Here is a 12703-nt window from a genome sequence, read left to right on the forward strand (position 1 = left end):
TAAATATGTTAAGTAGAGTTGCCGATTCTTTGTATTGGATGTCTAGGTACATGGAACGTTCTGATGGTATCCTGAGAATGTTAAGAATAAATTACGCCTACTCGCAAGATGGTAGTTCTGATTTTAGCTGGAGACCTGTATTAAAAATATTTAGTAATCTGGATGATGAAACCATAGAAACTTTAAAATATAATGGAAGAGACGTTTTAAAATATATGGTTACAGATAAAAACAACCATAATTCTGTTATTAATATCGTAAGTAAAGCTAGAGAGAATGCCCGCTCTGTACAAGACAATGTAACTAAAGAGCTATGGCAATGCTTAAATGATTATTACCACATGATGCGTGAGGATAAATTAGCTGCCGCCTTATGTTTGGATGACCCTATCTCTGTTCTAGATAACCTGATTAAGCAAGGTATGTACTATTACGGCAGTACAGAAATTACCATGCCACGTGGAGAAGGCTATTATTTCATGAACATGGGCAAGTTTTTAGAAAGAGCCATACAATCTGTTGATATTTTAGATGTTAAATTTAGAGAACTTGAATATTCTTTAGACGAAGCTACTGACCCTACTTACTGGAAATATCTTTTATTATCCATATCAGGATATGAAATCTTTCTCAAAAGTTATCGCTCTTCCTTAGAATCAAGAAATATCATTCATCAAATTGTCTGGAACGAGAACTTCCCACGTTCTATTATCTACACCACAAAAAGGCTAAAACAATCTTTTGAGACTATTAAAGGTGATAAAAATAAAGAGAGTTACAAAACCATGAGTTATATGATAGGTAAGCTGGGTTGTAGTTTAGAATATTCTGATTTAAAAGACTTGGAACAGATAGGATTAAAAGAATATTTAAAAAAAATAAAGGGAGAGCTTTTTGCTATAGGAGATGCTTTAAGTCATTACTATTTTGCTTTCAACTAATTCCTGTTGATAAATTAATTATAGAATATTTAAAAATTGATTCATTTTTAGCTCCACATTTCTAATAGCATGTCTAAATTTACGATAAAGCATATTACAACATACAAATACGATCATCCGGTGCATGATAGTGCCAACCAGATTATGCTTTATCCTATTAAAGATGATGATCAAGAGGTTATACAACATCAAATCACTATCAGTAACGACCCTAAGGTAGAAACCTTTACAGATTATTATGAAAATACAGTTGGCACCTTTACCAATGTAGAAATGCATAATGAGCTGGTTATCGAGTCGTCTACAATTGTATTGGTAAAAAAGAAAGCTGCACCAGAGGCTAATATTTTTATTGCAGAGCAATGGCAAATGCTTCAAGAACTTAAATATCAAATCCCTTATATCAACTTCTTAAAACAAGAGCATTTTGAAGCCGAAGAAGAATTAAAAGCCATTATCAAACCCGATGAACAGTTTGCCTACGCTCCTGTAGAAGTAGCTAAGAAATATTGTACCTATGTTTTTGAGAACTTTAAATACATCAAAGGCATTACATCTGTAGAAACAACTGTAGATGAGATATGGAAATTAAAATCAGGTGTTTGCCAAGATTTTGCTCATATTCTTTTGGTGATGTTACGTTATGTAAACATTCCAGCTCGTTATGTTAGTGGTTATATTTGCCCTAACAGAAACGGTATGCGTGGCGAGGGTGCTACCCATGCTTGGGTAGAAGCTTATATTCCTGATTATGGTTGGCTAGGTTTAGACCCTACTAATAATTGTATTGTTGAAGAAAACCATGTAAGATTAGCCACAGGAAGAAATTTTATTGATGTTAGCCCTGTAAAAGGCACTTATAAAGGTACATCTCACCATACTTTAGAAGTAAAGGTTATTGTTTCTTATGAAAATGACCCTATTGTAAAAGAAGATGAATCTCAGGAAAATAGCATCAATAACATACAGTTTGATGGCAATTCTTACCGAAGATTTTTAGAAATGCAGCAGATGCAACAACAGTAAAGCTTAAGCAAACTGAATAAGTATTTGGTTTTTCTCTACCTTATCACCTGCTTTTATGGTAATAGCTCTTACAGTAGCATCAGCCGGAGCTTTTAAGATATTCTCCATTTTCATAGCTTCTAAAACCAATAAATTATCACCTTTTTTAATTTCATCGCCAACTTTTACTATTAATTGAAGTACTAAACCAGGCATTGGTGCTTTTAATTCTTTAACAGTGTGTTGATTAAGCTTATCTAAGCCCATTTCTTTAAGTAAAATATCATATTGGTCGCTTACATCAAACCTGTAAACATGAGTATTTACTTTAATCAATACATACTTCTCTTCTTTATTAAGCTCAAGCAGCTCGGCTTCATAAGATTTATGCTTTTTAATAACATGAAAATGCTGGTTGCCTAAATTACTCATATCTAAATCTATCAAGCCATCGTTTAGGTAAAGCTTACCTTCACGTTCTTCAATTTTATAATGCTGATTTTCCGATTTTAAAGTATACATATCAATTGGTTAAGACGTATTGCAACAAATTTACACCCATTTTTAAAGCCTGCTCTCTACGCTCTTTGGTATCTTCTGGGTAGGTACCAAAATCTTCCCATCCATTACCTAAATCGCTTTCGTAAGAATAAAAACAAACTACGCGACCTTTATAAATTAAAGCTAAACCTTGTGGCCTTTTATTATCATGCTCGTGTATTTTTGGTAAACCCTGCGGAAATTTAAATTTCTGATGATAAATAGGATGTGATGGCGGCAACTCCAGAAAAGTTAATTCTGGAAAAACCTTTTTCATTTGTACCCTGATATATTTATCTAAACCATAGTTATCATCTATGTGTAAGAACCCGCCAGCCATTAAATAGTTTCGTAAATTTTTAGCTTCAGCATCAGTAAAAGAAATATTACCATGCCCAGTAAGGTAAACAAAAGGGTAATTAAAAAGTTCCTGACTACCAACTTCTACCACAGCATCTTGTGGTGCAGTCTTAGCAGAAAAAATATTGTTAAAGTAGGCTATTAAGTTGGGTAAGGCTGTACGATTAGCATACCAATCTCCACCACCGTTATATTTTACTTTAGCTATTTTAAAAGAAGTATCATCAATATTAAAAGCTGTGAGAAAAACTACAAAAAAAACTAAGAGTATGCTGTACTTTATACTTTTTACTTTATACTCTGTACTTCCTACTTTATACTTTATACTTTGTACTTTATACTTTATACTTTCTACTTTATATCCTATCTGTTTAAATAATTGATTTCGAAGCATGCCTGTAATGCAGCGGTTTCTGTTCTAAGCCTGCTGTTTCCTAAAGTTATGGGAAGAAATCCACTTTGCAAAGCATTATTTATTTCTATTTCAGAGAAATCGCCCTCGGGACCTATTAAGATGGTATAAGATTGATGCTGTTTAAAAGAATCTTTTATTTCTTGTTTATCATGAGGTAGGCAATGTGCTATGTATTTAAAATCAGTATCGGCTTTTGATATAAATTTTTGGATGGTAATAGGCTCATTAATTCTTGGGCTATAAGCTTTTAAAGATTGCTTCATAGCCGCTATAACAACCTTCTCCAGCCTTTCTGTTTTAACTTCTTTTCTTTCAGAGCGCTCGCAAATAATAGGTGTAATTTCATCAATACCTATTTCTGTTGCTTTTTCTAAAAACCACTCTAACCTATCCATATTTTTAGTTGGCGCTATGGCAATATGTAGGAGATGATTTCTTTTCTGATATTCTAATTGTGCATCTAAAACCTGAAGAACGGTTCTTTTAGGATGATCATCTAAAATTTCGGCTAAATAAAAACCACCTTTACCATCGACCAAATGAACAAGATCTTTTTTCTGTAAGCGCAAAACTCTTGAGCAATGTTTACTCTCTTCCTCACTTAAAGTATATTGAGTGCTTTCAATATCAGGAGTATAGAAAATATGCATCCTTAATTAATGATTATTAACCGCCTGATCTTCTGAAAGTAACAGCTCTAATTTAACAGCTTCTATATTTTGACCAATCTTTTTCAAGATGGTAAAATTGTAACCATTAAATTCTTTGGTTTCTCCTACTTCTGGTATTTTTTCAAAGATTTCACTTACTAATCCAACAATGGTATCGTAATCTTCATCTTCTGGTAAATCGTGAGGTAAAAACTCGTTAACATCATAAACCGTGGCAGATGCTGTTACGATAAACTCTGTTTCAGAAACTTTCTCTACAATAGGCTTTTCTTCATCGTACTCATCCTGAATTTCGCCTACCAGTTCTTCCACAATATCTTCTAAGGTTACCATACCAGCAGTGCCACCAAATTCGTCTAAAACAATAGCAATCTGAATTCTTTTCAGTTTCAGTTCTGCCATTAAATCGTTTATTTTCTTAGATTCTGGAACAAATAAGGGCTTTCTTAGGATGTCTTGCAAGTTAAAGCTTTCTTTCCTGACTACTAAAGACAAAATATCCTTAGCGTGTACAATACCAATAATTTTATCAATGGTATCATCATAAACAGGAACGCGAGAATAGCCTTCTGATATGATAATATTTAATACTTCTTCGGGTGTTGCGGTAATATCAATAGCAGAAATTTTGGTTCTGGGAACCATAATATTTTTAACTACACGCTCATTAAAATCAAAAACATTTTTAATCAATTCATGCTCTGCTTTATCTAAAGCACCAGACTCCTTACCTTGATCTAACAAATATTGTAACTCTTCTGATGAGTGTATGGCTTCATGTGCATTGGCAGTGTTAATACCCAATAATCTTAAAATAACATTGGCAAAACCATTTAAAACATAAATAAATGGTTTAAACACCAAATAGAAGAACTGCAATGGCAATGCAATAGCCATGGTTGTATTTACTGGTCTTTGTATAGCTAAAGTCTTAGGAGCTAGTTCACCAAAAACAATATGTAAAATTGTGATGACTAAGAAAGCTAATATGTGCCCCAAATTAGTGGCTACAGCATCAGAAATAGGTAAAGAGAAAAATCCCAGTGTTTTGAGAACGATGTTAGACATCACTTCCTCGCCAACCCAACCTAAACCTAGTGATGCCAGCGTAATACCCAACTGTGTAGCGGCAAGGTAGCCATCTAAATGAGATGTCATGTGCTTAGCAATACCTGCTACCCTGCTGCCAGTTTTAGCTTTAATCTCTATTTGTGAACCCCTAACTTTAACTATTGCAAATTCTGCTGCAACAAAAAATCCATTTAGTAAAACTAAAAACAGGGTCAGGAAAATCTGAAAACCGCTTATTTCAAAATCGGGGTCCATAAAGATTATTTATTAAATGTTTTTTTATAAAGTTCTATACTTTCTTCTATCACTTTATAAGCATATCTCTTCCCTAGAAGATGCTCTATGGTTACATTCTTTTCTTCTAAGGCTTTATAATCTTGGAAGAAACGAACAATTTCTTTCATGGTATGCGGAGGCAGCTCGGATAAATCGTTAATATAATTAACAGACATATCATTTTTAGCTACCGCGATAATTTTATCATCTTGCTCACCATTATCTACCATGTGCATCACACCCACAACTTTGGCTTCTATAATAGACATCGGATATACATCTGCAGAGCAAAGAACTAAAATATCAAGTGGATCATGGTCATCACAATAAGTTTGAGGGATAAATCCGTAGTTTGCAGGATACATTACAGATGAAAAAAGAATACGGTCTAATTTTAATAAACCAGAGTCTTTATCTATTTCGTACTTCGCTTTAGAACCTTTTGGAATCTCTATAATTGCTGTAACTGTATTAGGTGAATCCTCTCCTGGAGGGATTGAATGCCACGGATGATTATCGGCCATTTAATTTTAAAATTTATATGTATTTATTTGTTAAAACTCTTTTTAAAAAATGTTGTGATTAACGGTATGGTTGTAATCACAATAAATCCTAATATGATGTATGATAAATATTGGTTTACTTCTTTCTCAAATTTCATTCCCAGAAAATAACCCAATAAGGTTAAAGAAGTTATCCAAAAAAACGCACCTAAAATATTGTAAAAAGCAAACTTTTTAAAATCTAACTTCACAATACCGGCAAAAATAGGTGCAAATGTTCTTACAATAGGTACAAATCTTCCAATAATTAAAGTAAAAGCGCCTTGTTTCTTATAATATTCTTCGGCGGCTACCAAATATTTCTTCTTAAAGAAAAAAGAATCTTTACGTTTATACAAAACAGGTCCTGTACGGTAACCAAACCAGTAGCCTACAAAATTACCTGCTATGGCTGCTCCTATTAAGCCAACAATCATAGTAGTAATACCTACATCTAACTTTTGGGTTGCTACAAACATACCTGCAAGAAAAAGCAAATAATCACCTGGTAAGAAAAAACCAAAGAAAAGACCCGTCTCTGCAAATACTACAAACATGATGAGGTAGAAGCCACCTTTATGTATGATTTGCTGAGCGTCTGCCAGGCTTGTTAAATATTCCCAATATTCATGCATAGTCTTGCCATAAAACTACAAATATTATTGCAGTATAGCTATGGCATTAAAATAAATTAGTGATGAAACTTGGATAAATACCTAAAACAAGTGTTATAATTAGACTTACACCTAATACAAAGTTAAAATAAGCTGGTGTAGCAATTTGCTTTGTTTGGTTGTCTTTAAAATACATAGCTACGATAACTTTAAAGTAGTAAAATACCCCTATAATAGCATTCACTACAGCTATAGCCACTAACCAAGTATGATACTGAGCCAAGGCAGCATTAAAAACAAAAAACTTCCCTATAAATCCGGCTGTTAAAGGTATACCAGCAAAAGACAACATAGCTACTGTTAAAGCAAAAGCCAAGAAAGGATTTGATTTTGCTAAACCATTAAAATCTTCGAAATTCTCGCTACCTGTTTTAGCCTTCACTAACATCAATACAGCAAAAGCTGTTATAGATGATACGGCGTAGGCAGCCGCATATATAAAAATAGCATTTGTTGATGCTGCACCCAAAGCAACAATGGCAAATAGCATATAACCAGCATGAGAGATACTAGAGAAAGCTAGCATCCTTTTAAAGTTGGTTTGATAAAGTGCTGTAATATTACCTACAAATAAGGTTAAAATGGTAATTACCAATAAGGTAGGCATCCAAAAGTCTTGTAATGGCGCAAAGCAAATGCTAAATAGCCTTAAAAATGCGGCAAAACCAGCAATTTTAACTACGGTAGACATAAAAGCTGTGATCAAAGTTGGTGCTCCTTCGTAAACATCTGGTGTCCAGAAATGGAAAGGTGCAGCACCTACTTTAAAGCATAAGCCTACAATCATCAGAACTAAGCCTACATAGAAAATAGGATCAATCCCTGTAGGGCGGTCTATCACATACTGCGCTATAACAGCTAAATCAAAAGATTTTGAAGCACCATATATCAAAGCAATACCAAATAATAAAAATCCTGTAGAGAAAGCTCCCATCAAGAAATATTTCAAAGCTGCCTCGTTAGAAGCAAAATCTTTCCTTTTGATACCCGCTAAAATGTATAAACTTACCGACATGATTTCTAGACCCACAAAAAGCATAGATAGGTTATGGTAAGATACCATCACAATGATACCGCTTAAAGCAAATAATATCAGCGTATAATATTCTGCTACGTTATCACTGATTTTTTCAAAATAGTTTTTTGATAATAAGAAAACCAAAATAGTAGTGATGATACAGATAGACGAGAAAGCTACAGCAAAATTATCAAAATGCATCATGCCGCTAAAAATAGGGGCTGCATTAGAATTCCACTCCATGATAGCTAATGCCAAAGCAGCAACAAGACCTAACACACTTATCGGTAATAAAGCTTGTTTTGCTTTAAATAATCCTAAATAAAGAACTACTATGGCTAATATAGATATTACTATTAAAGTACTCATTCTTATGATTAAAATGCTAATTTACTATTTACCTGATTGATCAGATTTTCTACTGAAGCTTCTGAAATATGAAGAAGTGCGTTTGGATATACCCCAATTACAATAATCAAAACGCAAACCACTGCTAAAACTAAAAATTCTGAACCGTTAATATCTTTAAAAGATGCTGTACTTTCATTGGTTTCTCCTTGCATTACGGCTTTATACATTCTTAACATATAAACCGCACCAAAAATAATGGTTAAACCTGCAACAGCTGCATACCAAATATTAAATTGGTAAACACCATGAAGTAATAAGAACTCACCAATAAACCCATTCGTCAATGGTAAAGCTACAGTACCTAAAACTATGATTAAAAACGCAGTAGCAAATTTAGGTGCTACTTTAGCAATACCGCCCATTGTAGCAATTTCCCTTGTTTTTAATCTATCGATAAGAATATCAGCAATTAAAAACATACCCACTACGTTGATACCGTGATTAATCATTTGTATCATGGCACCTTGTAAGCCTTGTATATTCCAGACAAAAATACCTGCGGCAATCAAACCTACGTGACCAATAGATGAATATGCAATTAAGCGTTTTACGTCTTTTTGTGTAAAGGCGATAATAGAGGCGTAAACAATTCCTATAATAGATAATATCAACGCTAAATGCCCCCAAGTTAAGAAACCCAAAGGAGTAACTGGTATTAACCATCTGATAACGCCGTAAATACCCATCTTCAACATGATACCCGAAAGCAACATCGTTCCTGTTGTAGGTGCTTCTGTATAAGTATCTGGCTGCCAGGTATGGAAAGGAAAAATTGGCATCTTGATAGCAAAAGCTAAGAAGAAGCACCAAAATAACCAGCCTTGTGTTGTTGCATCTAAGTTTAAGTTATAAAAAGATGCTATCGAGAAAGAGTTATCTGCTGTTTGTAAATGCAGGTAAATGATACCCAAAAGCATAAACAAAGAACCAGCAATGGTGTAAACAAAAAACTTCATGTTTACTTTTATCCTATTCTCGCCACCCCATAATGCACAAATAAAATAAATTGGTATTAAGGCAACTTCCCATCCTACATAAAATAAAAATGCATCTGTTGCTGTAAACACCAATAATAAGCCAAACTGCATAAACAGGGTTAATGCATAAAAAGATGCTTGGCTGATATTTCTTCCAAAACTTGAAAGTATAATTAAAGGAAATAGGCCCGTAGTTAAAAGCACTAAAGGCATACTGATACCATCTATAGCAACTGCAAAATTAATTCCTAATGCCGGAATCCATGGGTAGTTTACCACAAACTGACTGCTTGCATCTGGAACAAAATCGCCAAGTAAAAGCAAAGCAAAAGCTAAGGTTACCAAAGAGCTTATCAAAGCCGATTGTTTAGCAAACTTGCCATTTAGCAGGGTTACAAGCGCTCCCACTAAGGGAAAGAAAAGTAATAATAATAAGTTCATCTATCTGTAATCGCTAAGCTCAAATAATTATAAAACTGTAAACTAATACGGCAACAATACCTATTACCATTGCAAAAATGTAGAAACCAACATTTCCGGTTTGTAAAAGCCTTAATGTTTTACTTGCCTCTATAGATACTTTACCTAAGCCGTTAACTAAACCATCTATACCAGATTTATCAACCACTTTAAAGAAAAATGCAGATAAAGCGTCTAAAGGTTTTTGTATGATAGCTGTGTAAAGCTCGTCTAAATACAATTTATTGTAAGATAATTTACTGATACCAGATTGTAGCTCTTCTTCTTTTGGTACATATCCTTTGCTTACATACTTAACATAAGCAATGATGATAGAGATGATAACCCCACCTACAGAAATTCCCATCAACATATATTCTGTTGCGTGGTCTAAACTTAATGCTGGTAAAATATTGTTAGTAGCCGCTAGAACTGGACTTAAGTATTCGTTTAACCAATGATGACCACCTAAAGCATGTGGTACGCCCATAAAACCACCAACTATTGATAAAATAGCTAATACGATTAATGGGAATGTCATGGATACTGGTGACTCATGTAAATGATGCTTTTGATCTTCTGTCCCACGGAAATTACCCCAGAAAGTTAAAAACATCATCCTGAACATATAAGCTGCTGTTAAGAAAGCACCAAATAAACCTATTATCCATAATAGTTTATTGTGCTCATATACATGTGCTAAAATCTCATCCTTAGAAAAGAAACCGGCAAATGGTGGTAAACCAGCAATAGCAATAGTACCTATTAACATGGTTAAGAAAGTAATTGGAAGCTTTTTACGCAAACCACCCATGTTACGCATATCTTGCTCGTTACTCATAGCATGGATGACTGAACCAGCGCCTAAGAATAATAAGGCCTTGAAAAAAGCATGTGTTAATACGTGGAAAAATGCACCTGTAAAAGCACCAACACCTAAGCCTAAGAACATATAACCCAACTGTGAAACGGTTGAGTATGCCAATACTTTTTTAATATCGGTTTGTGTTAACGCAATAAACGCTGCTACTACAGCGGTTAGTAAACCTATAACTGCAATGATATCTAGAGTTACTGGAGATAGAGCAAATAAGATATTAGATCTAGCAATCATGTAGATACCAGCAGTTACCATGGTTGCTGCGTGTATTAAAGCAGAAACTGGCGTTGGACCTGCCATCGCATCTGGTAACCAAGTAAACAATGGCAATTGTGCTGATTTACCGGTTGCTCCTATGAATAACAATATGGTAATCAAAATTAGGGTAGCATCGCCAGATACCATTCCTGCTGCTTTAGGGAAAATTTCAGTAAAGCTTACACTTCCAAAAGTGCTGATGATTAAGAATACACCTAGTAAGAAACCTAAATCTCCAATACGGTTCATGATAAAGGCTTTCTTAGCTGCATCAGCGTAAGCGCCATTAGAATACCAGAAACCAATTAATAGGTATGAACATAAGCCTACGCCTTCCCAGCCAATAAACATGATGACATAGTTTGACCCCATGACTAACAATAGCATGAAGAATACAAACAAGTTTAAATAAGCGAAAAACTTACCGAAACCAGTATCATGGCTCATATAACCGGCTGAGTAAATATGTATCAAAGAACCTATTCCTGTGATAATCAGCAACATCATGATGCTTAACTGATCTATCTGAAAAGCGAAAGGAATACTTAATGAACCAACATTTATCCAGTCAAAAAGATGAATAACTTGTGGTTGCGCTGCATCAAAAGTTAAAAATATGCTTAAACTAATAGCAAAAGAGCCTATTACTGCTAAACTGGCAATAGTACCAATTAAAGGCTTAGGTAAAACGTTTCTACCCAATCCGTTTATTAAGAAACCTATAAAAGGCAACAAAGGAATTAACCAAACTAAATCTATCATCCTTATTATATAATTACCACTTTAACCTATTAAGAATATTAATATCTATAGAACTGGTATTGCGATATACCATTACTATAATTGCTAAGCCTACTGCAACTTCTGCAGCGGCAAGAGCCATAATAAAGAAAACGAATACTTGCCCTGATGCATCACCGCTGTATGATGAAAATGCTGCCAATAATAAGTTTACAGCATTTAGCATTAATTCTACCGACATGAAGATGATAATCGCATTTCTTCTAACCAATACACCTATCACACCTATAGTGAAGATAATGGCACTTAATAAAATATAATGATTAAGTGGAACTGCTTGAATGGTTGAGGTTATATTTTCCATTATGCGGTTTTGTTATCTTTTTTAGCTAATAATACTGCTCCTACCATTGCTGCTAGCAATAAGATAGAGCTTAACTCGAACGGAAGCAAGAAATCACTAAATAATACTTTACCCAGATTTTCTACTAAACCAATTCCGGTATTATCCATTGCTGTAGTACTTGCTGATGATAAAGTTTTCATTGAACCTACCAAAGTTACCAATAAACAACCTCCAGCGATAGCTCCAACTACCTTCAACAAGGTAGATTTCATGGGCTCTGTATCTGTATTTAAATTCATCAACATCAAAACAAATAGGAATAATACCATAATTGCTCCCATGTAAACAATGAAATTCACCACTGCTAAAAATTGGGCATTTAAAATAATGTAGTGAATGGTAAAGGTGAAGAAAGTTGCTATCAAGTACAAAACGCTATGAACCGGATTTTTTGTAAAAATCACGAGCAGAGCGAAGATTATAGACAGAAACGCAACAACGTAAAATAAACTCATTTGTTTATGATTGTAATTTGCCTTTAAAATGGGGCAAAGGTAAAATTTTTGATTTAATTATATCATTAAATAACCCTTATCTAGACATCGCTTTTTCAGCTTCAATCTCTTTAAGTGGTTTTTCTACTAATTTATCTTTACCGTATATAAAATCTTTACGTAAATAATCAGAAGGCACAATTGGACCATCTAAATAGATAGCCTCTTTAGGGCAAGCCTCTTCACACAAACCGCAAAAAATACAACGTAGCATGTTAATTTCATAAACTGCTGCATATTTTTCTTCTCTGTAAAGATGTTCCTCCCCTTTGGCCCTTTCGGCAGAAATCATGGTAATAGCTTCTGCTGGGCAAGACAAAGCGCATAAGCCACATGCAGTACAACGCTCTCTGCCGTGTTCATCTCTTTTTAAAGAGTGCATACCTCTCCAGTTCTCAGAAAACTCTCTTTGTTGTTCTGGATAGTGTATGGTCTCTTTTTTCTTGAACATATGACTAAAAGTAATAGCCATACCTTTGAAAATTGCTGGAAGGTACATACGCTCCCAAAAATTCATTGGCTTTTGTTCTAATACTTTTTTTCTACCACTTAATGATTCCATGA

General features: G+C 34.2%; 14 protein-coding genes. 2 read left to right on the forward strand and 12 right to left on the reverse strand.

What is annotated here, in order from left to right:
- Positions 1-5: 5 nt before the first annotated feature.
- Positions 6-941: an alpha-E domain-containing protein gene (locus tag H510_RS0101800; RefSeq protein WP_026902741.1), complete on the forward strand. Its 936-nt coding sequence runs from the start codon at positions 6-8 to the stop codon at positions 939-941.
- Positions 942-1010: 69 nt separating this feature from the next.
- Positions 1011-1967: a transglutaminase family protein gene (locus tag H510_RS0101805; RefSeq protein WP_026902742.1), complete on the forward strand. Its 957-nt coding sequence runs from the start codon at positions 1011-1013 to the stop codon at positions 1965-1967.
- A gap of 3 nt (positions 1968-1970) precedes the next feature.
- Here the strand turns inward: H510_RS0101805 and H510_RS0101810 are convergent, their stop codons facing one another.
- The 12 genes from H510_RS0101810 to H510_RS0101865 form a co-directional block, all read right to left on the reverse strand.
- Positions 1971-2468, reverse strand: a complete 498-nt coding sequence (locus H510_RS0101810) for an acyl-CoA carboxylase biotin carboxyl carrier protein subunit (protein ID WP_026902743.1) — start codon at positions 2466-2468, stop codon at positions 1971-1973.
- Position 2469: 1 nt separating this feature from the next.
- Complete coding sequence (locus H510_RS0101815) at positions 2470-3240, reverse strand: DUF4159 domain-containing protein (RefSeq protein ID WP_081659165.1); 771 nt, start codon at positions 3238-3240, stop codon at positions 2470-2472.
- Positions 3210-3911 (reverse strand): 16S rRNA (uracil(1498)-N(3))-methyltransferase, encoded by a 702-nt coding sequence (locus H510_RS0101820; RefSeq protein ID WP_026902745.1) that lies wholly within the window; start codon positions 3909-3911, stop codon positions 3210-3212. Before H510_RS0101820 ends, H510_RS0101815 begins: the two co-directional genes overlap by 31 nt.
- 6 nt (positions 3912-3917) lie before the next feature.
- Entirely contained in the window at positions 3918-5258 is a 1341-nt protein-coding gene (locus H510_RS0101825) for a hemolysin family protein (RefSeq protein ID WP_026902746.1), read from the reverse strand.
- Positions 5259-5263: 5 nt separating this feature from the next.
- Positions 5264-5803, reverse strand: coding sequence for an inorganic diphosphatase (locus tag H510_RS0101830; protein WP_026902747.1), 540 nt, complete (start codon positions 5801-5803; stop codon positions 5264-5266).
- 23 nt (positions 5804-5826) lie between these two features.
- Positions 5827-6456 carry a DedA family protein gene (locus tag H510_RS0101835; RefSeq protein WP_026902748.1) on the reverse strand — a complete coding sequence of 210 codons (630 nt, stop codon included), beginning with the start codon at positions 6454-6456 and terminating at the stop codon, positions 5827-5829.
- A gap of 46 nt (positions 6457-6502) precedes the next feature.
- Positions 6503-7882 carry an NADH-quinone oxidoreductase subunit N gene (locus H510_RS0101840; protein WP_026902749.1) on the reverse strand — a complete coding sequence of 460 codons (1380 nt, stop codon included), beginning with the start codon at positions 7880-7882 and terminating at the stop codon, positions 6503-6505.
- An 8-nt stretch (positions 7883-7890) separates the two neighbouring features.
- A complete protein-coding gene (locus H510_RS0101845) occupies positions 7891-9342 on the reverse strand; it encodes a complex I subunit 4 family protein (protein ID WP_026902750.1) in 1452 nt (483 codons plus the stop codon).
- A 19-nt stretch (positions 9343-9361) separates the two neighbouring features.
- Positions 9362-11260 carry an NADH-quinone oxidoreductase subunit L gene (gene nuoL, locus H510_RS0101850; RefSeq protein ID WP_026902751.1) on the reverse strand — a complete coding sequence of 633 codons (1899 nt, stop codon included), beginning with the start codon at positions 11258-11260 and terminating at the stop codon, positions 9362-9364.
- Positions 11261-11273: 13 nt separating this feature from the next.
- Complete coding sequence (nuoK, locus tag H510_RS0101855; RefSeq protein ID WP_026902752.1) at positions 11274-11603, reverse strand: NADH-quinone oxidoreductase subunit NuoK; 330 nt, start codon at positions 11601-11603, stop codon at positions 11274-11276.
- Positions 11603-12100 (reverse strand): NADH-quinone oxidoreductase subunit J family protein, encoded by a 498-nt coding sequence (locus H510_RS0101860; RefSeq protein WP_026902753.1) that lies wholly within the window; start codon positions 12098-12100, stop codon positions 11603-11605. The genes nuoK and H510_RS0101860 overlap by 1 nt, the downstream gene beginning before the upstream one ends.
- Positions 12101-12176: 76 nt before the next feature.
- Complete coding sequence (locus H510_RS0101865; RefSeq protein ID WP_026902754.1) at positions 12177-12701, reverse strand: NuoI/complex I 23 kDa subunit family protein; 525 nt, start codon at positions 12699-12701, stop codon at positions 12177-12179.
- Positions 12702-12703 lie beyond the last annotated feature (2 nt).

Source organism: Pedobacter glucosidilyticus DSM 23534 (assembly GCF_000425145.1).
Classification (GTDB): Bacteria; Bacteroidota; Bacteroidia; order Sphingobacteriales; family Sphingobacteriaceae; genus Pseudopedobacter; species Pseudopedobacter glucosidilyticus.

What these genes read in the sequence shown, in the direction of transcription:
- H510_RS0101845 (WP_026902750.1), bottom strand. Translation starts at nt 9,342, where the DNA reads ATGAACTTATTATTATTACTTTTCTTTCCCTTAGTGGGAGCGCTTGTA.
- nuoK (WP_026902752.1), bottom strand. Translation starts at nt 11,603, where the DNA reads ATGGAAAATATAACCTCAACCATTCAAGCAGTTCCACTTAATCATTAT.
- H510_RS0101820 (WP_026902745.1), bottom strand. Translation starts at nt 3,911, where the DNA reads ATGCATATTTTCTATACTCCTGATATTGAAAGCACTCAATATACTTTA.
- H510_RS0101835 (WP_026902748.1), bottom strand. Translation starts at nt 6,456, where the DNA reads ATGCATGAATATTGGGAATATTTAACAAGCCTGGCAGACGCTCAGCAA.
- H510_RS0101815 (WP_081659165.1), bottom strand. Translation starts at nt 3,240, where the DNA reads ATGCTTCGAAATCAATTATTTAAACAGATAGGATATAAAGTAGAAAGT.
- H510_RS0101810 (WP_026902743.1), bottom strand. Translation starts at nt 2,468, where the DNA reads ATGTATACTTTAAAATCGGAAAATCAGCATTATAAAATTGAAGAACGT.
- H510_RS0101805 (WP_026902742.1), top strand. Translation starts at nt 1,011, where the DNA reads ATGTCTAAATTTACGATAAAGCATATTACAACATACAAATACGATCAT.
- nuoL (WP_026902751.1), bottom strand. Translation starts at nt 11,260, where the DNA reads ATGATAGATTTAGTTTGGTTAATTCCTTTGTTGCCTTTTATAGGTTTC.
- H510_RS0101865 (WP_026902754.1), bottom strand. Translation starts at nt 12,701, where the DNA reads ATGGAATCATTAAGTGGTAGAAAAAAAGTATTAGAACAAAAGCCAATG.
- H510_RS0101840 (WP_026902749.1), bottom strand. Translation starts at nt 7,882, where the DNA reads ATGAGTACTTTAATAGTAATATCTATATTAGCCATAGTAGTTCTTTAT.
- H510_RS0101800 (WP_026902741.1), top strand. Translation starts at nt 6, where the DNA reads ATGTTAAGTAGAGTTGCCGATTCTTTGTATTGGATGTCTAGGTACATG.
- H510_RS0101860 (WP_026902753.1), bottom strand. Translation starts at nt 12,100, where the DNA reads ATGAGTTTATTTTACGTTGTTGCGTTTCTGTCTATAATCTTCGCTCTG.
- H510_RS0101830 (WP_026902747.1), bottom strand. Translation starts at nt 5,803, where the DNA reads ATGGCCGATAATCATCCGTGGCATTCAATCCCTCCAGGAGAGGATTCA.
- H510_RS0101825 (WP_026902746.1), bottom strand. Translation starts at nt 5,258, where the DNA reads ATGGACCCCGATTTTGAAATAAGCGGTTTTCAGATTTTCCTGACCCTG.